Source organism: Oceanobacillus aidingensis (assembly GCF_042654105.1).
GTDB lineage: Bacteria > Bacillota > Bacilli > Bacillales > Amphibacillaceae > Oceanobacillus > Oceanobacillus oncorhynchi.
Map to the genome: position 1 here is coordinate 261,440 of NZ_JBHSFT010000014.1, position 19,607 is coordinate 281,046.

19 protein-coding genes are annotated in these 19,607 nt (G+C 36.3%); 18 read left to right on the forward strand and 1 reads right to left on the reverse strand.

Annotated elements, in window-relative coordinates; all coding sequences use genetic code 11:
• Nucleotides 1-57 precede the first annotated feature (57 nt).
• The 17 genes from ACFO3P_RS10780 to ACFO3P_RS10860 all read left to right on the forward strand — a co-directional run bounded on the left by ACFO3P_RS10780 (nt 58) and on the right by ACFO3P_RS10860 (nt 17,200).
• Entirely contained in the window at nt 58-372 is a 315-nt protein-coding gene (locus ACFO3P_RS10780; protein WP_066186233.1) for a YdcP family protein, read from the forward strand.
• Nucleotides 373-401: 29 nt separating this feature from the next.
• Nucleotides 402-785: a YdcP family protein gene (locus ACFO3P_RS10785; RefSeq protein WP_066186230.1), complete on the forward strand. Its 384-nt coding sequence runs from the start codon at nt 402-404 to the stop codon at nt 783-785.
• A 2-nt stretch (nt 786-787) separates the two neighbouring features.
• A complete protein-coding gene (locus ACFO3P_RS10790; protein ID WP_130860294.1) occupies nt 788-2,125 on the forward strand; it encodes an FtsK/SpoIIIE domain-containing protein in 1,338 nt (445 codons plus the stop codon).
• A gap of 222 nt (nt 2,126-2,347) precedes the next feature.
• Nucleotides 2,348-3,565, forward strand: a complete 1,218-nt coding sequence (gene mobT / locus ACFO3P_RS10795) for a MobT family relaxase (protein WP_042533091.1) — start codon at nt 2,348-2,350, stop codon at nt 3,563-3,565.
• Nucleotides 3,566-3,580: 15 nt separating this feature from the next.
• Nucleotides 3,581-3,802, forward strand: a complete 222-nt coding sequence (locus ACFO3P_RS10800; protein ID WP_042533092.1) for a hypothetical protein — start codon at nt 3,581-3,583, stop codon at nt 3,800-3,802.
• Nucleotides 3,803-3,967: 165 nt separating this feature from the next.
• Nucleotides 3,968-4,477 (forward strand): antirestriction protein ArdA, encoded by a 510-nt coding sequence (locus ACFO3P_RS10805; protein WP_042533093.1) that lies wholly within the window; start codon nt 3,968-3,970, stop codon nt 4,475-4,477.
• A gap of 57 nt (nt 4,478-4,534) precedes the next feature.
• A complete protein-coding gene (locus ACFO3P_RS10810; RefSeq protein ID WP_042533094.1) occupies nt 4,535-5,035 on the forward strand; it encodes an antirestriction protein ArdA in 501 nt (166 codons plus the stop codon).
• Nucleotides 5,036-5,094: 59 nt separating this feature from the next.
• Nucleotides 5,095-5,475, forward strand: coding sequence for a conjugal transfer protein (locus tag ACFO3P_RS10815; protein ID WP_042533096.1), 381 nt, complete (start codon nt 5,095-5,097; stop codon nt 5,473-5,475).
• Nucleotides 5,472-7,919 carry a conjugal transfer ATPase TcpF gene (tcpF, locus tag ACFO3P_RS10820; RefSeq protein WP_042533098.1) on the forward strand — a complete coding sequence of 816 codons (2,448 nt, stop codon included), beginning with the start codon at nt 5,472-5,474 and terminating at the stop codon, nt 7,917-7,919. The genes ACFO3P_RS10815 and tcpF overlap by 4 nt, the downstream gene beginning before the upstream one ends.
• A gap of 4 nt (nt 7,920-7,923) precedes the next feature.
• Nucleotides 7,924-10,101 (forward strand): CD3337/EF1877 family mobilome membrane protein, encoded by a 2,178-nt coding sequence (locus ACFO3P_RS10825; RefSeq protein WP_354005215.1) that lies wholly within the window; start codon nt 7,924-7,926, stop codon nt 10,099-10,101.
• Complete coding sequence (locus tag ACFO3P_RS10830; protein ID WP_042533103.1) at nt 10,098-11,129, forward strand: bifunctional lytic transglycosylase/C40 family peptidase; 1,032 nt, start codon at nt 10,098-10,100, stop codon at nt 11,127-11,129. The genes ACFO3P_RS10825 and ACFO3P_RS10830 overlap by 4 nt, the downstream gene beginning before the upstream one ends.
• Nucleotides 11,130-11,146: 17 nt before the next feature.
• Complete coding sequence (locus tag ACFO3P_RS10835; protein WP_289584842.1) at nt 11,147-12,058, forward strand: conjugal transfer protein; 912 nt, start codon at nt 11,147-11,149, stop codon at nt 12,056-12,058.
• Between the two features lie 266 nt (nt 12,059-12,324).
• Nucleotides 12,325-12,561 carry a hypothetical protein gene (locus ACFO3P_RS10840; RefSeq protein ID WP_042533107.1) on the forward strand — a complete coding sequence of 79 codons (237 nt, stop codon included), beginning with the start codon at nt 12,325-12,327 and terminating at the stop codon, nt 12,559-12,561.
• 363 nt (nt 12,562-12,924) lie between these two features.
• Nucleotides 12,925-13,293 carry an ArsR/SmtB family transcription factor gene (locus tag ACFO3P_RS10845; protein ID WP_042533109.1) on the forward strand — a complete coding sequence of 123 codons (369 nt, stop codon included), beginning with the start codon at nt 12,925-12,927 and terminating at the stop codon, nt 13,291-13,293.
• Nucleotides 13,286-15,442: a heavy metal translocating P-type ATPase gene (locus tag ACFO3P_RS10850; RefSeq protein WP_042533111.1), complete on the forward strand. Its 2,157-nt coding sequence runs from the start codon at nt 13,286-13,288 to the stop codon at nt 15,440-15,442. Before ACFO3P_RS10845 ends, ACFO3P_RS10850 begins: the two co-directional genes overlap by 8 nt.
• A 69-nt stretch (nt 15,443-15,511) precedes the next feature.
• The gene (locus ACFO3P_RS10855; protein WP_042533113.1) at nt 15,512-16,132 is read left to right on the forward strand and encodes a CadD family cadmium resistance transporter; all 621 of its coding nucleotides are present in this window, start codon (nt 15,512-15,514) and stop codon (nt 16,130-16,132) included.
• A 33-nt stretch (nt 16,133-16,165) separates the two neighbouring features.
• Complete coding sequence (locus tag ACFO3P_RS10860) at nt 16,166-17,200, forward strand: flavin-containing monooxygenase (RefSeq protein WP_042533115.1); 1,035 nt, start codon at nt 16,166-16,168, stop codon at nt 17,198-17,200.
• Nucleotides 17,201-17,560: 360 nt separating this feature from the next.
• On the opposite strand, the gene ACFO3P_RS10865 is transcribed toward ACFO3P_RS10860, so the two are convergent.
• Nucleotides 17,561-18,514, reverse strand: coding sequence for an arsenic resistance protein (locus tag ACFO3P_RS10865; protein ID WP_066186218.1), 954 nt, complete (start codon nt 18,512-18,514; stop codon nt 17,561-17,563).
• 123 nt (nt 18,515-18,637) lie between these two features.
• Between ACFO3P_RS10865 and ACFO3P_RS10870 the strand changes: the two genes are divergently transcribed.
• Nucleotides 18,638-19,192, forward strand: coding sequence for an Ada metal-binding domain-containing protein (locus tag ACFO3P_RS10870; protein ID WP_078059879.1), 555 nt, complete (start codon nt 18,638-18,640; stop codon nt 19,190-19,192).
• Nucleotides 19,193-19,607 lie beyond the last annotated feature (415 nt).

Here is a 19,607-nt window from a genome sequence, read left to right on the forward strand (position 1 = left end):
TTATCGTTTTTGTTATGTATTTAAGAAATAAAATAATAAAGAAAAGAGGTCATTATTATGGAACTAAAATATGTCATCCCAAATATGGAGAAAACATTTGGAAACTTAGAATATGCAGGAGAAGGAAAAGTAGAACAACGACGGATTAATGGACGTATGACAACATTATCCCGCAGTTATAATCTGTATTCCGATATTCAACGGGCAGATGATATTGAGGTTGTTCTCCCGAATGAAGCTGGGGAAAAATTCTTTGAACATGAGGACAAAGTAAAACTGGTGAATGCACGTATTACCGCAGAAGGCTATAAAATCGGTGATCGTGGTTTTACAAATTATATACTACATGCTGACAACATCGTCAAAGCATAACATAGTCAACATATAAGGAGGAATATCACATGAGATTAGCACAAGGAATTGTGATTGATAAGGAAAAAACATTTGGGGTATTGAAATTTTCTGCTTTACGACGCGAAGTGTTCCTTCAAAATGAAGATGGTACTGTTTCTACAGAGGTAAAGGAACGCACGTATGATTTAAAGTCCAGGGAACAAGGACGCATGATACAAGTAAGTCTTCCTGCTTCTGTTCCATTAAAAGAGTTTGATTATAATGCAGAAGTAGAAATTATGAACCCTATTGCGGATACGGTCGCCAATGCTACCTTTCGTGGTGCGGATGTCGATTGGTATATAAAAGCCGATGACATCGTGTTAAAAGGAAAAGCAACTTCAACTATTGGAGAAAAACCATCAAAAACACCACCTAATAAGGATAAATAAGAATGAAACCTTTCAAAAAACGAGGGAAACGTATTAGAGAAAAAGACGCTTCTCTCGTTTTTCAATTTGTGTTTATATCGCTGGTTGGTATATGGCTTCTATTCTTCCTCCCTTTTCACTTATCTTTTTTATTGTCTACAACATGGGAACTTGAAGAACTACAAGCACATTTTATTAGCAAGTATGGATTAGTGGCGTTGTGTATTAGTCTCGTTTTAACGGCAGCTTGTGCTTTTGTTTATTATCGTTATTGCTATAACCACTTCAAACAGCTTATTCATCGTCAAAAACTTGCTAAAATGGTTTTAGAAAACAGCTGGTACGAAACAAAACAAGTCACGCAAGAGAGCTTCTTTAAGGATATCCCATCTAATAAATCAAAGGAGAAAATCAGTCATTTTCCGAAAATCTATTATCGGTTTGAAAAGGGTTTGTTTTACATTCAAGTAGAGATTACACTTGGCAAGTTTCAAGAACCATTATTAAATTTAGAAACCAAACTGGAAAGCGGTTTGTATTGTGAATTGGTATCGAAGGAATTACGTGATTCCTACGTGGAGTACACGCTTTTCTATGATATGATTGCGAACCGCATTTCCATTGATGAGGTTATCGCACAGGATGGAAGTTTAAAATTAATGGAGTCTTTTTATTGGGAGTATGATAAGTTACCGCATATGTTGATCGCTGGCGGTACAGGTGGCGGAAAAAGCTATTTTATTCTGACACTGATTGAAGCTCTACTCAAAACAGACGCAAAACTATATATCCTAGATCCTAAAAATGCTGATTTGGCAGACTTAGCTACCGTTATGCCTGACGTGTACTACAAAAAGGAAGATATGACAGCTTGTATTGATCAGTTCTATGAAGACATGATGAAACGGAACGAAGAAATGAAGCAAATGCCAAATTATAAGACTGGTGAAAACTATGCCTATTTAGGCTTGCCAGCCCGTTTTTTAATCTTTGACGAGTACACCTCATTTATGGAAATGGTCGGGAAAGAAAGCGTCAAAGTCATGAGTAAACTGAAACAGATTGTTATGTTGGGTAGGCAGTCAGGCTTCTTCTTAATTCTTGCTTGTCAAAGACCAGACGCAAAATACCTTGGGGATGGGATTCGTGACCAATTTAATTTCAGGGTAGGTTTAGGGCGTATATCAGAACTGGGGTACGGAATGCTTTTTGGGTCAGATGTGCAAAAGCAATTTTTTCTTAAACAAATCAAAGGACGCGGCTATGTAGATAAAGGAGATAATGTGATCTCTGAATTTTACACACCATTTGTCCCTAAAGGACATGACTTCCTAAAAGAAATAGGTAAACTCACAAACTAAAGGCTGCCCAGTGCGGCGCCGTGCGAAGCGAAAGGCGCTGTGCTGGGTTAAGCCTGCGTGGCGACAGCCACGCTTTAACCCCCCTTATCTAACAGGGGGGTAGAAAAACAATTGAAAACTGTTCCAAAAGCCAATAAAGCCTGATGGCACAACGGTTAGGGATATATCACAAAGATGTCAGCTTTTAAGTCAAAGTTGACATCTTTTTTTTAGTTAGGAGGAATGCAAGTGTATCAAATGCCTTGGTATCACGTATTAAGAGAAAAGAGATTGGAATATGGCGTATCCCAAAATAAATTGGCGATACACGTTGGGATTTCAAGACAATATCTAAGTGAAATTGAGACAGGAAAAGTGACACCTTCAGAAGCTATTCAAACTACTTTGTTTGATATTTTAGAACAGTTTAACCCAGAAGCACCTTTGGAGATATTATTTGACTATGTGCGAATTCGATTTTTAACAACGAATCCTACACCAGTGATTGAAGATATTTTGCAGTTAAAAAAGAGTTATATGCTTCATGAAGATTTTGCTTTTTACTCGTACTTTGAGCAATATGTCTATGGAGATATTGTGGTAATGGTATCTCCTGACGAGGACAAAGGATGTCTGCTTGAACTAAAAGGGAAAGGTTGTCGTCAATTTGAAAATTTCCTTTTAGCCCAACAACGCACATGGTTTGATTTTTTTATGGAAGTGTTTCGTGTGGGTGGTGTCTTTAAGCGAATTGACCTTGCCATTAATGATAAGACAGGAATTTTGGATATCCCCTTTCTCACTCAAAAATGCAGAAATGAAGAATGTGTCACGGTATTTCGCAATTTTAAAAGCTATCGTTCGGGTGAACTAGTTCATGCAGAAGATAAACCTGACATGGGTCATACCTTATATATCGGTTCGTTAAAAAGCGACGTATATTTTAGTATCTATGAAAAAGATTATGAGCAGTATGTGAAATTTGGTACGTCTATCGAGGACACCGAGGTGAAAAATCGTTTTGAAATTCGACTTAAAAATGATCGAGCCTACCATGCGATTGTTGACTTAATGACTTATGAGGACGCAGGAAAAACCGCCTTCTCCATCATTAACCGTTACATTCGTTTTGTAGATAAGGATGAGAAAAAACGGCGGAGCAGTTGGAAAATGAATGCAGATTGGCAACGCTTTTTGGATTTAGGTGTGAATCGAAAAATTTCTTTAACGACAAAACCAGAACCGTACACATTTGATAAAACGTTGAGATGGTTAGCTCATCAGGTTGCTCCTACTTGGAAGTTAGCAACAGAAGTGGATGAAATCAATCAAACCACTGTCATCAAAGATATGTTAGCACAAGCAGAGTTATCGGACCGTCATCAAAAGATACTTTTGCAACAAACTGTTCCTGTAGAGAAAGCGATTCGCCTTCCGTCCACTAAAAATGATGAAAAATAGAAAGGAGACAGTCAAATGAATTTCGGGCAGAATATTTATAACTGGTTTTTGGACAACGCACAATCCTTAGTGTTAATGGCTATTGTTGTGATTGGCATTTATTTAGGATTTAAGCGTGAGTTTTCCAAATTGATAGGTTTTCTGATTATTGCTCTCGTTGCTGTTGGACTAGTCTTTAACGCTTCAGGTGTAAAAGATGTGTTATTAAACCTATTTAACAGGATAATAGGGGCTTAAATTGTACCGTTTGTCTGTGGAAGATAAGTGCTTTCCTTATGTTCTGCAGACAAATGGTGATCCAAGCGGTAGCGCGGAAGGGATAAATAAGTTTATGTGATGTACCAGTAAACACCTTGCTGGTGCTTTTTTTATGATTCTTTTTTAGAAAAGAGGTGAATTTCCATGAGAATGCAAGTTTTTATTGTGAATCTTGATAGATATAAGGAGGATCAAATCAGAGGATCTTGGTTTGAACCACCTATTGATTTGGAGGAAATGAAAGAACGTATAGGTTTGGACGGGGAATACAAAGAATATGCCATTTTTGATTATGATTTACCCTTTGAAATAGACGAATCCACACCTGTTTCTGAAATCAATCGTTTATGCGGAATGGTGCAAGAAATGGAAGGTTCCCCCTTATACGACGCTCTTCCCGAAGTACAAAAACATTGGTTTAATAGCTTAGAAGAATTACTTGAAAATCAGTATAAAATCCTTTATTACCCTGATTGTACCGATTTAATAGATATAGCGAAATTTTGGATGGAAGAATCAGGTATAACCCGTCTATTTGCAGAAGTCCCTTTTAATCTTGAAGACTATATTGATTATCAAGCTATTGGGCGAGATTTTGAGATTCATGGCAATTTTCTTGTGACTGCCAATGGTATATTTGAATATCTAAAATAAATGGAAAAGCAGCTTGTACTAACAGGCTGTTTTTCTTTTGTTAGGAGGCTTTAAAACATGGAAATGCAAGTGTATATAGCAAACCTCGGAAAATATAATGAAGGAGAAACGGTTGGTGCTTGGTTTACGCCACCTATTGATGTAGAGGAAGTAAAAGAACGAATTGGGTTAAACGGTGAATATGAAGAATACGCCATACACGACTTTGAATTGCCGTTTGAAATCCATGAGTACACGCCGATTTCCGAAATCAATCGTTTATGTGAAATGGTACAGGAAATTGAAGGCACTCCCTTGTATGACGCTCTCTCCGAAATACAGAGTTATTGGTTTAATAGCGTCGAAGAATTATTGGAACATCAAGATGCTATTGAATGTTACTCTGATTGTGAAAGTATGGAAGATGTAGCTCGGTATTATATAGAGGAAACTGGAATGCTTAGTGGTGTAGATCCCAGTTTACAATACTATTTTGATTACAGTTCATACGGACGTGATCTTGAAATCAATGGTGATTTTCTTGTTACCTCCCATGGAATCTTTGAATATAAGCAATAAATAGAAAGGCAGCTTGTTTAGACACAGGCTGCTTTTTTCTTTGGAAAGGATGTTAAGACGTGAAAAAATTAAAGAGCTACACACGAATTTGGTCGGTGGAAAAAGTCATTTATGCGATCAACGATTTTCGTTTGCCCTTTCCTGTCACTTTTTCGCAGATGACTTGGTTTGTGCTTTCTCTTTTGGCCGTTATGTTACTTGGAAACCTTCCTCCCCTCTCTTTGATTGATGGAGTACTATTAAAATATGTTGGTGTTCCAGTAGCGTTGACATGGTTTATGAGTAAAAAGAGCTTTGACGGCAAAAAACCTTATGGTTTCCTAAAGTCTGTTATCACGTATTGGTTTCGCCCTAAAGTGACCTATGCAAACAAGCCAGTCAAATTTAAAAAACAATCGGTCAATGAAACCATTACAGCGGTAAGAGGGAAAATCGTATGAGTTATCCAATTAAATATATCGAAAATAACCTTGTTTTTAATCATGATGGAGAAGCATTTGCTTATTACGAATTATTGCCATACAACTATTCCTTCTTATCTGAAGATGAAAAAATGCAAGTACACGAACACTTTCGTCAACTCATTGCCCAAAATCAAGATGGAAAAATCCATGCCTTACAGATAAGCACCGAGAGCAGTATTCGTTCGGTACAAGAACGAAGTAAAGAACTTGTAACAGGAAGGCTGCAAGAAGCAGCTTACAATCGAATTGACGATCAAACAGAAGCCCTTGTTTCCATGATTGGAGAACATCAAGTCGATTATCGTTTCTTTATTGGATTTAAGCTTTTGTTGAATGAAGAAGAAGTCAGTATGAAATCGATGGGAGAATCAGTAACGGCGTCTCTCTCAACCTTTGTTCGAGACGTGAATCATCATTTAATGGGTGATTTTGTTTCTATGCCACATAGTGAAGTTGCTCGTTTTCTAAAAATGGAACAATTATTACAAAATAAAATCACTAAGCGTTTTAAGGTTCGGCCTTTAACGAAAAATGACATGGGGTATTTAATCGAACACTTACACGGACAAACGGGTATTGCCTTTGAAGATTACAGTTATAACCTCTCTTATGAGAAAGGTGAAAAAGAAACTTACGTCAAACGTTATGACCTCATTAAACCCACACGCTGTCTGATTACAGAAAAACAGCGTTACATCAAGTTGGAACAGGAAGATACAACAACTTATGTTGCTTACTTTACCATTAATTCCATTGTTGGTGATTTGGAATTTCCCAGTGATGAAATCTTTTACTATCAGCAACAACAATTCACGTTTCCAATCGACACCTCTATGCATGTCGAGATAGTCACCAATAAAAAAGCATTATCAACCGTACGCAATAAGAAAAAGGAATTAAAGGATTTAGATAACCATGCGATGGATTCAGATAATGAAACGGGAAATAACGTGTTGGAAGCTTTGGAACAAGTCAATGAATTAGAGGATGTCCTCGATCAGACGAAAGAATCCATGTATAAGTTAAGCTATGTCATTCGGGTATCTGCTTCTAGTTTGGATGAACTCAAACAACGCTGTAATGAAGTCAAAGATTTTTATGATGACTTAAATGTAAAACTTGTTCGCCCATTTGGCGATATGTTGGGTTTACATGGTGAATTTATTCCTGCCAGTAAACGCTATATCTCCGACTATGTACAGTATGTCACTTCGGATTTTTTAGCTGGCCTTGGATTTGGTGCAACGCAAATGTTAGGAGAAAATGAAGGCATTTATTTTGGGTACAACTTAGATACGGGAAGAAATGTCTATCTCAATCCTAGTCTCGCTAGTCAAGGTGTAAAAGGCTCTGTCACGAACGCTTTGGCCTCTGCTTTTTTAGGTTCACTTGGTGGTGGAAAATCGTTCTCCAATAACTTACTGGTATACTATGCCGTTCTTTTTGGTGGTCAAGCATTGGTTGTCGACCCTAAGGGCGAACGTGGCGGCTGGAAAGAAGCTTTACCTGATATTGCTGATGAAATTAATATCGTTAATTTAACCAGTGAAGAAAGCAATCAAGGGCTGCTTGACCCGTTTGTCATTATGAAAAATAAGAAGGATTCGGAAAGTTTAGCGATTGATATTCTTACCTTCTTAACGGGTATTTCCAGTCGGGATGGTGATAAGTTTCCTGTCTTACGACGAGCTATTCGAGCAATCGGTCAACAAGAGGAACGCGGCTTAATGCTGGTGATTCATGAACTAAGGAGTGATCCAAATCCGCTTGCTTCCACTATTGCAGATCATATCGAAAGTTTTACCGATTATGACTTTGCCCACCTTCTCTTTTCAGACGGAACGGTTCAAAATTCTATCAGCTTAGAAAAACAGCTCAATATTATACAGGTGGCAGATTTAGTATTGCCTGACGCGGAAACCAACTTTGAAGAATACACGACAATGGAATTGTTGAGTGTCGCCATGTTAATTATTATTTCTACATTTGCCTTAGACTTCATTCACTCTGATCGCAGTATTTTTAAAATTGTAGATGTTGATGAGGCCTGGAGCTTTTTACAAGTGGCACAAGGGAAAACACTTTCTAATAAACTGGTACGTGCTGGCCGCTCCATGAATGCAGGTGTGTACTTTGTTACCCAGAACGCTGACGATCTAACAGACGAAAAATTGAAGAATAATATTGGTGTGAAATTTGCGTTTCGTTCCAGGGATAGTACAGAAATTAAAAAAACGCTGCAATTTTTTGGCGTGGACGCGGAAGATGAAGCCAATCAACGTCGATTAAGAGAATTGGAAAATGGACAATGCCTTATGCAAGATTTATATGGACGAGTTGGGATTATTCAGGTTCATCCTGTGTTTGAAGATTTATTTGACGCTTTCGACACTCGACCACCTGTCCTAGAAAGGCAGTGATAAGATGAACAAACCAAAACTGAAAAAGATTGTATGGATGACGGTACTCATTGGTGCGGTCATTTTTTTATTGTTTCTTTCCCTGTTTACTGTAACACAGGCTGCTGGATTAGTTGATGATACGGTATCAGAGGACAATCTTTATTCCTTGTATCCACTCGACCATTATCAGTTAGATTTTTTTGTGGATTCGGGGTGGGATTGGCTGCCGTGGAATTGGGATGATGGAATCGGAAAACAAGTCATGTACGGACTGTACACGATCACCAATTTTATTTGGATTATCAATTTATATCTTTCCAATGCCACTGGTTATTTAGTACAACAAGCGTATTCTCTTGATTTTATTTCTGAAACAGCAACCGCCATCGGACAGAATATGCAAACATTGGCTGGAGTTACTGCACAAGGTTTTGGAACAGAAGGTTTTTATGTTGGTTTCCTTCTTCTCTTTGTATTGATTGTTGGAATTTATGTTACCTATACAGGTCTCATGAAACGAGAAACAACAAAGGCTTTTCGTGCTATTTTGAATTTCCTAGTGGTGTTTATCGTATCAGCGGCTTTTATTGCGTTTGCCCCAACCTATATTACAAAAATTAATGATTTTTCCGCAGATGTAAGTGAAGCAGCACTTGACTTAGGTACAAACATTCTTATGCCTAACTCCAACAGTCAAGGAAGTGATAGTGTCGATATGATTCGAAATAACCTTTTTTCCATTCAAGTGGAGCAACCATGGTTATTATTGCAGTTTGATAACTCGGACAAAGAAGCGATTGGAGAAGAACGAGTGGACGCTTTAGTTTCCATCAGTCCTGATACAAACAATGGAGAAGATCGAGAAGCAGCCGTGCAAGCAGAAATTGAGGATCACGATAATAAAAATTTGACCATTACCAAAACGACTACTCGCTTAGGGATGGTTTTTTTCTTGTTTATATTTAATATCGGGATTTCCATATTTGTATTTCTTTTATCGGGGATGATGATTTTCTCCCAACTTCTATTTATTGTGTTTGCGACATTTCTACCTATTAGTTTTCTGCTTTCCATGATACCGACTTTTGAAAACATGGGTAAACAGGCCATTTTAAAACTGTTTAACGTGATTATGCTGCGTGCTGGAATCACACTCGTGATAACGATAGCTTTTAGTATTTCGTCCATGCTGTATAGCTTAACCAGCTCCTATCCGTTTTTCTTAATTGCTTTTCTGCAAATTGTGACTTTTGCAGGGATTTATATGAAGCTTGGCGACATCATGAGTATGTTTCGTTTACAAAGCAGCGACACCCAACAAGTTGGACGGAGCGTTATGCGTCGCCCGAAACAGATGGCCTATCGCAGTGGTCGAAGGTTACAACGTTCCATTAGTCGTACGTTAACAGGTGTAACGGCTGGAGCAACCGTTGGCAAAATGATGAGTAAATCAGGAAAAACACAACATTCTTTCTCTCTCCGTCGACCTATACAAAGTCTGCACTCTATGCGGTCAAACAAAACAGAGAAACCTAATCAGGAGCGAAAATCATTTAGTCAAAAGATCGGACAAACCACTGGAAAAGTGTTAGACACGAAAAATCGTGTACGAGCGAATATCAACCACAGAAAACAGCAAATCAAAGATTTACCAACCACAACGAAATACGCTTTGGCTCAAGGAAAAGAAAAAATTCAACGGCCAGGCAAGGATTTTAAACAAGGAGTGTCACAAGCCAAAGAGCAGCGACAACGTGAAAACACCGAACGCACAAGTAAACATCGAAAGACGATTGCGGAAAGACGACAAGCTTTGGATAAAAAGAAGAAAAATATCACTGCTTACTCCAATAAGCCTACGGTACAAAAGAATTCTCCTTCCTCATTCACAAAAGAGAAACAGAAAATGAAGCCGAAAGAAAGTCTGAATCCTGAAAGTCATAAAAGAAAACAAGTGCCTGTGCAAAAAGAAAAAATTCAAAGATTACAGAATCAAAATAGAAAAGTGAATCAGCCTTATCAAGTATCCACAAAAAGAAAGAAGCAAAGTCAAAGAACACACCCTACCCGACTGCCGAAACAAACATCGAAAGGAAAAGAACAACAGGTGATTAAGCGACCTGTCCTTCCTAGAAAACGAACACGTCAAAAAGTGAAACCTCCACGCCAGAGACAAACCGTTAGGAGGAAAAAATCATGACATTCTTAAAGCTTAAAATCATGCTGATTATCGGTGGGATAGGTTTCTTGGCATTCTTAGGATTACTTGCCTTTGTTGCTATCTTTATTTCCGATGAAGCAGGAGATTTTGATTCTTCCATGGATTTAGGTTCACCAAATGATTGGCAAAATGTATCTCTATCCAAAGATGTGCTGGCTCATCAACCAATGGTGGAAAAATACGCAAATGAATATGGAATCAGCGACTATGTGCCGATTTTACTTGCGATTATTGCTGTTGAAAGTGGTGGTAATGCCGAGGATGTTATGCAATCAAGTGAATCATTAGGATTACCACCGAACACGTTAGATACGGAAGCTTCTATTAAACAGGGAACGAAATACCTTGCGAACTTATTGCAGTCAGCAGATACAAAAGGTGTCGATGATTCGACCGTACTTCAAGCTTATAACTATGGCGGGGCTTTTATTGATTATGTGGCAGGACGAGGAAACTCTTACACTTTTGATCTAGCTGAAAGCTTTGCGAAAGAGCGATCAGGAGGAAAGAAAGTCAGCTACTCTAACCCCATTGCGATAGAGAAAAACGGTGGTTGGAGGTACGGCTATGGCAATATGTTTTATTTAGATTTACTTCAACCTTATCTTCGTGAAACGCCGTCCTTTGATGATGATACCTTTCGACTGGTGATGGAAGAAGCCTTAAAATATGAGGGTTTCCCATATGTTTTTGGTGGGGCTCATCCTGATACTTCATTTGATTGTAGTGGACTTATACAATGGATTTTCCGTGAAGCAGGAATTAATTTACCTCGTACCGCTCAAGAACAGTATGAAGCTACAGAACACATCCCTCTATCAGAAGCAAAGCCAGGAGATTTAGTATTTTTCCATTCGACTTACAACACCGCCAACTACATTACGCATAATGGAATTTATGTTGGAAACAATCAAATGTTCCATGCGGGGAATCCGATCGGTTATGCGGATTTAACATCTTCTTACTGGCAAGAACATCTAGTAGGTGCTGGACGTATCAAAAACTAAGGAAAGGTTGGGATAACATGAAGCTGCCTTTTAGTATAAAAGAAAAGCAAAAAAACCCGAAGAAAACGAAAAAGATAAAAGTAAGAACGATTGGGAAACGAAAAAAATCCGTGTTGTTTTTATGGATATTGCTTCTTAGTAGTCTTGCGTTTGGGATCTACAAAAACTTTACAGCGATTGACCAGCATACGATCCATGAAAGAGAAATTATAGAAAGCCGTATTCAAGATACAACTGCCATTGAAAGTTTTACAAGAAACTTTGTAACAGACTACTATTCTTGGGAAAATGAAACTGAAGCATTGGAAGAACGAACCGAAAAATTGAAAGATTATTTAACCGAAGAATTGCAAGCTTTAAATAGTGATATGATTCGAGAGGATATTCCTACTAGTTCTACTGTAAAAGATATAAATATGTGGTCAATAACGGAAGAAACAGAAAATACGTTTTCCGTCATTTATTCCGTACAGCAAGAAATCATGGAAGATAAAGACAGCTCATTAACAAGTTCAACTTATCGTATTGTACTCTATCAAGATGAACAAAAGAATCTGGTCATTACGCAAAACCCTACTCTGTGGAATAAGCCCGAAAAATCTAATTTTACACCAGAACAAGTGGAAAGTGATGGAACGGTAGAATCAGAAACGGCAGAAGAAGTCATGGAGTTTTTAGTGACGTTCTTTTCCTCTTACCCAACAGCAACGAATCAAGAACTTGCTTATTATGTGAAGAACAATGCCTTACCAGCCATTGAAAAAGATTATACGTTTTCTGAGCTTGTAAATCCAGTATTTCAAGAACAAGATAATCAAATTAAAGTATGGGTTACTGTAAAGTATTTGGATAATACCACAAAAGCAACACAACTTTCACAATATGACCTCACATTAGAGAAAGATTCTAACTGGATGGTTGTTGAATAAGAAGATTTTTAGCCGGAAAGTATAAAGAATCACTACCTGTTCAATCTACAATAAATAGGTGATGATTGCCATTTGTTATTATCAGATTTAAATGCTCACCATGAAGTTTAGTGAATGGATAGTTTTTTAACACTAAATTGTTGTCTATAGATTATAGAGTGTGGTTATATCAAAATCTCCTTAAGTGCTGACTTTATACTAGAGGGCACAGTATAATTGATTAAACATTTTTTCACAATGTATGATTAAAAAATAGTAAGGATTTGATGTTATTTAAAAAAACAGAAAGGAATCTACTTGCTCATCAGTTAAATCGAAAGTTATATTTTGCAGAAATAGAAGAAAAATTAATTAAAGTCACCTATTGCCTAATGGCAGATGATCTATATACGGTAGATCATGCTATTCCTGAATTAATTAAGATAATTGACCAATTAGAACTAGAAAAACGGGCAATAATGAATGAAATTGGACGATTAGAGGATTCTGATGGTCGAGCATAGTAATATAGAAATAAAAGAAATTTTGTATAAAGAGTATGAAAAAATGTATAAGCGATCATCACTTGCTCTGTTTGGTACTAGACAAGTGGTGATCGCTTTATACAACCAAATTTCATATATTTTCTTAACATCTTAATTACTTAAAATCAATGATTTATTCTAATGTAAATAAATATGCCATTTGTGAGGAGTCATAAAGCAAATTATCAATACTTATTTTGGTTGGGTAGGAAACTCATATTCCAAGATTTAATAATTGAAAGAAATTTATCCTTCATGATATTCAAATAAATACTTGAATGATTAGAAGAAAAGGACTATACTATAATCAAATAAACATTTGAATGTAATGGAGTGAAGAAAATGAGTAATAAAGATATGTGTGAAATTTTTTGTTATGACGAAGAAAAAGTCAATCGAATACAAGAAGATTTGCTACAACATGATATTTATAGTATTTCTCGATTATTTAAAATACTTGCAGATGAAAATAGAGCAAAGATTTCCTATGCTCTATGTCAAGAGGACGAGTTATGTGTATGTGACATCGCCAACATTATTGGTTCTTCGATAGCTACAGCTTCTCATCATTTACGAACTCTTCATAAACAAGAAATTGTGACATATCGCAAGGAAGGAAAATTAGCATTTTATTCATTGGAGAATGAACAAATTAAACAATTAATGGCCATTACGCTGGTTCAGAAGAAGGAAGTGGAAGCAAATGTCTGAATCATTACCGAAAGAAACAATGAGCACTTATCGTGTGCAAGGGTTTAGTTGTGCAAGCTGTGCCCAAACCTTTGAAGATAACGTAAAAGCATTAGAAGGTGTACAAGAGGCCAAAGTAAACTTTGGAGCCTCTAAAATTTCCGTTTACGGGGAAGCAACAACAGAGGATCTAGAAAAAGCAGGAGCTTTTGAAAATCTTAAGGTGACTGCTGAATATGGAGGGAAAGACCCAAAAAGTGAAGAGCTTGATAAGGAGGAAAAAATTCCATTTTATAAAAAACATAGTACATTACTGTACTCGACCTTATTTATGGCTTTCGGTTTCCTTTCTATGTTTGTAAACGGAAATGAAAATATCGTTACAGCATTGTTATTTATCACATCTATGTTAGTAGGCGGATTATCGCTGTTTAGAGTGGGTTTGCAAAACTTAATTCGATTCCAGTTTGACATGAGAACCCTCATGACAGTTGCTGTAATCGGTGGTGTCATTATTGGGGAATGGGCGGAGGTTGCCATTGTCGTTATACTCTTTGCTATTAGTGAAGCGCTGGAACGGTTTTCCATGGATAGAGCAAGGCAATCCATCCATTCATTAATGGATATTGCACCAAAGGAAGCTATTGTCAGACGGAATGGACAAGAAATAACTATTCATGTAAATGATATTGCAATTGGGGATATTATGCTTGTTAAACCAGGGCAAAAAATTGCTATGGATGGTGTCATTGTAAATGGATATTCGTCTATTAACCAAGCAGCGATAACAGGCGAATCGGTTCCTGTTGAAAAAGCCGTTGACGATGAAGTATTTGCAGGAACGCTTAATGAAGAAGGGCTGCTTGAGGTCAAAATTACAAAGCTTGTTGAAGACACAACGATATCAAAAATTATCCATTTAGTGGAGGAAGCGCAAGGAGAACGTGCGCCGTCTCAAGCTTTTGTGGATAAATTTGCTAAATATTATACGCCAAGCATTATGGTTATTGCAGCATTAGTAGCTATCGTGCCGCCTTTATTCTTTGATGGAAGTTGGGGGAACTGGGTGTACCTAGGTCTAGCCACGCTGGTTGTTGGATGTCCTTGTGCGTTGGTTATTTCGACTCCCATTTCGATTGTTTCAGCAATCGGCAATGCTGCAAAAAAAGGTGTTCTGGTCAAAGGCGGTGTCTACTTAGAAGAAATAGGCGGATTAAAAGCCATTGCATTTGATAAAACAGGAACACTCACGAAAGGCGTTCCCGTTGTAACAGATTTTAACTTATTAAATAAACAGGTAGAAGAGAAAGAGCTGCTTTCCATCATTACAGCGCTTGAATACCGTTCGCAACACCCTCTTGCTTCAGCAATTATGAAAAAAGCAGAGCAAGAAAATATCCCGTACTCAGATATAAGTGTAACAGACTTTTCTTCTATTACAGGCCGGGGTATAAAAGGAATTGTAAAAGGAACAACCTATTATATAGGAAGCCCAAAACTCTTCAAGGAATTATTTGTTCCTGATTTTAGCCAAGATTTTGAAGATAAGGTTAAAAATCTTCAAAATCAAGGGAAAACGGCCATGATTATTGGAACGGAAGAAAATATACTTGCCGTTATTGCAGTTGCTGATGAAGTACGTGAAACCAGCAAACATGTGATTCAAAAGTTACATCAGTTAGGTCTCAAAAAGACAATTATGTTGACTGGTGATAATAAAGGTACTGCTGATGCAATCGGTACACACGTAGGCGTATCTGATATTCAAGCAGAATTAATGCCGCAGGATAAATTGGACTATATTAAACAATTGAGAGCGGAGTATGGTAATGTAGCCATGGTTGGTGATGGTGTCAATGATGCCCCAGCATTAGCAGCTTCTTCAGTTGGAATAGCAATGGGCGGTGCTGGTACAGATACAGCACTTGAAACGGCAGATGTTGCTCTTATGGGTGATGATTTAAGAAAGCTTCCGTTTACTGTTAAACTCAGTCGTAAAACACTAAATATCATCAAAGCGAACATTACCTTTGCTATTGCTATTAAAATAGTGGCCTTACTGTTGGTTATTCCGGGTTGGTTAACTCTGTGGATTGCCATTCTATCTGATATGGGAGCAACCCTTTTAGTTGCTTTAAATGGATTGAGGCTTATGAGGGTAAAAGAATAAAATGAACAGAGCTCTCTATACATCGGGAGCCCTTCAAGATTATATTTAAAATTAAGCGGGTGCATGCTAATGGGTACAACAGTCTTATCTGCTATTGTAGTTTATATAGCGACAGGAATTGATTATTTAATTATTTTAATGCTTTTGTTTACGCAGTCAGTTAAACAAAAGCAAACAAAGCATATCATTGTAGGGCAATATTTAGGTACAGCAATCATTATATTGATAAGTTTGTTGGCAGCTTTCGGTGCAAACTTTATTCCACAACAGTGGGTTATAGGCTTGCTTGGACTATTACCAATATATTTAGGTATAAAAGTATGGCTTAAGGGTGAGGAAGATTCAGATGAGAGCAACATTTTATCTCTTTTATCATCTGAACGATTTAATCAACTATTTCTAACTGTCACCTTTATTGTATTAGCTTCTAGTGCTGATGACTTTTCCATTTATATTCCGTATTTTACAACATTAAATATAGTTGAAATTGCAGTTGTCAGTCTCGTCTTTTTCATCATGGTGGGGGTCTTATGTTATGTCAGCTATCAAATGGCATCTATGAAATATATCTCAGAGAAAATTGAGAAATATGAACGCTGGATTGTCCCGATTGTTTTCATAGGTTTAGGGATTTATATTATGATGGAGAATGGCACCTTCAGCGCATTATTTTCGATTTTCTCAAATTAGAAGATAAAAATATTTCTTATAGGGAGATATTCAATGGAATATGAAGTTATTGTAATTGGTGGAGGGCAAGCAGGGTTAGCTATGGGATATTCGCTAAAACAGAAAAATGTAAGTTTTATAATTATTGATGAGAATGAGCAAACGGGCATTTCTTGGCGAAAACGTTATGATTCATTACGCTTATTTACTCCTAGGAATTACAGCCAATTACATGGGTTTCATGTTCGAGGAGATCCAAAAGGCTTTCCAGATAAAAATGAAATGGCAGATTACTTAAACGTATTTAGAATAAAGAATGACTTGCCGATAGTTCATAATGAAAAAGTCATAAAACTATCAAAAAATGGGGAGAAAAAGTTCTCAGTAATCACTCAAAGTAAAACGTATAAAGCTAAACAAATAGTTGTTGCCACTGGAGCTTTTTACAATCCTTTTGTTCCAAACATTCATGATGGTACAGCAAGTTTTGATATCCATGCTTCTAAATATCGTAACCCTTCCCAAATACCTAAAGGTAATGTTTTAATCATAGGTGCAGGTAATACAGGCGTTCAAATTGCGGCGGAATTAAATAAAACACATCAGGTTACATTGTCCCAAAGTAAACCAATGAAAAGTGTTCCTCAGGTTATTGCTGGAAGAAGTCTCTTTTGGTGGTTAGAAAAATTCCGAATTGGTCGGGCAAAGCCAAATTCTTTTATAGGAAAAATATTAAGGGAAAGAGAGCCGTTAATAGGAAATGACTATAAAACGGTTAAAAAAAATGTAGAAATCGTAGGCAGGCTAATAGAAATTAAAGAAGGTAAGGCATGCTTTAATAATGGTATATCTAAACAGGTTCAAAATGTGATATGGGCAACTGGTTATCGCAATGATTATTCATGGATACAAATCGAAGGAGCTTTAAGTAGTCACGGGAGACCGTTACACTGTTTTGGTGTTACTAATGTAGTTGGATTGTATTTCATAGGGCTAAGCTGGCAGAGTAAAAGAAGCTCAGCCCTTCTATATGGTGTTAGTGATGATGCAAAATATATAGCTGAAAAAATTCAGCAGCAAGAAATGTAAAAGCAAAAACTATCGAGATATTATTATGAGCAAATTAAGGAAACTTTCATTATAGTTAAATTTGCTATTAATTATAACATGTATATATAGGCAGTAACTTAAGGTCAGTAAAAGCTATAGATTTGAATAGATGTAAAGAAAATTACATATATCTATAATCACACCTAAAACGTCATCTGTCGGTAAATACCGTTCAAATGACGTTTTAAGTGTGATTATCTAATGAGAAATCAAGTGATTTAATGTGAACTTTCTTTGCTATCGGTTCTCTCTTTTTATGCAATTTAATAAATAGAAAGATGAGATAAGAAAATATAGAACCTCGAAAGGAGATTATTCTTACATTAAACTAAAGAACATTTACTTTACTAGTTTTCTAATTCTCAATAAACTTTGAGATACTATCGCCAATACTGGTAATTCTATTAAGGGACCAATTATAAGTGCAAGAGCAATTAGTGGTTGGTCTGGGAAAGCTGTTACTACTATTGCTAAAGCAACAGGTGAATTTCTTGCAATAGTTGTCATATTTAAACTTACTGTATCTTCATAGCTAAACTTAAATACTTTTCCTACCGTTTGAGCAACAAAAAAGTTTATTATGAAAAATAGTAAAAGTGGAATAAGGATTAAAAAGATCACTTCCAAATTATTTATTAAATAATAGCCTTGCGAGGCAAACATTGCTACAATAGCTAAACACAAAAATACAATTTGTGATAAGGAAAAAAATGGAATTAATTTCTTTTCTAAGAATGCCTTCTTCTTATTAAATAAATAACGTGTTATATTGGCTAGTAAAAATGGGACAAATAAGACAAAGATGACACTTTCTATTATAGTGGATAACCCAACTGTCTCCATTGTGCCTGCAAAAATGAATAAATAAGCCGGCAGCAACATAACTTGCAAAATTAAGTTAACTGGTAATACCGATGTGGAAAGAGACATATTCCCTCTCGCAATGGATGTAAAGATTAAATACCAATCTGTACATGGAGTAACAAGAAATAAAATAAAACCGAGCCATAAAGCTGGATGATCAGATAAAAAAATTGCTCCTAATCCCCATGCTAACATTGGTGTCCATACAAAATTAAGTACAGTACTTGTACCTAAGAATTTTACGTTTTTTAAAGCAGCTTTAAGGTTTTGTAATGGAATAGTTAAAAATAACCCATACAGCATGAATAATAAAAATGGAAGAATAAAAGTTTCTGCATTCTTTTCAAAGATACTATACTGTCCTAAAAATAGTCCTACTCCTACAGCTATCAAAATCACTACGGATTGAAATTTTTCAATAAAATTCATATAATAATCTCCTTCACATAATGGAGGTAGATGTGCACAACCGACCTTTTGTTTTAACTGTACATGAACTTTTAAAATATAGCATTATAGATATTGACTCCGAATTTAGAAGGAGAGATTGAATTGAACAAGGAACAATGGAAAGCAATCAAAAATAACGATGAAAAATATGATGGTATGTTTTATTATGCCTTATCGACAACCAAAACAGTGTGTCGTCCTTCTTGTACAGCTAGAACTCCTAACCCAAAACATGTCATTATCTATAAAGATTTAAATTCAGCTATTAACGAAGGATTCAGACCTTGTACTAGATGTAAGTCAAATCAAATGGATTGGCTAGGATATAAAGAGGAAATCACAAAAGATGTACTGAAATATATACAAGAACACTATAAAGAAAAGATAACTTTAAAATTGCTAGGTAATATTTTGAATAAAAATCCCTACTATATACAACGTAGTTTTAAAGAAATAAAGGGAAAAACTCCCTTAAATTATATACACGAACTAAGAATGGAAGAAGCCAAAAGGTTATTTTTCTTTAAAGAATTATCAATAACAGATATTGCCTTAGAAGTTGGGTATAGTGACAGTACTCAATTCTCTGTAAAGTTTAAAAGACATCAGGGAGTCTCGCCAACTAATTATAGAAATTCATTATTGGAAAAACAATAGTAATCAAAACAGACTACATGTTTTTATAGAATTATAAACCTTTATTACAAAACCAATAAATACACTTAAAACGTCATTTGATCGGTATTAACCGACAGATGGCTTTTTTGATGTTAGCTAAAAAATAATAGGAGCATTCCTGTAATAAGAAAATAGGAAGGAAAATCAACGAATCTGCCAAATGCATAAAAAAAGCCCTCCTGGTACGATAGAGAGTGTCATGCATGACCTCGAATTAAGTACCGAAGGAGGACTTCTAGTATGGATTCTACACAAAATAAACGAATAACGCAAATCAATGAACAAAGCCGTATGTGTCAAGTTTTTCTCGACATAGTTTTCCCACCAATATTTCAGGTCTTATCAAAATGTACACTTGCCTAGACTAACGCGCTATCGCTTGTTCCCCTTGGTG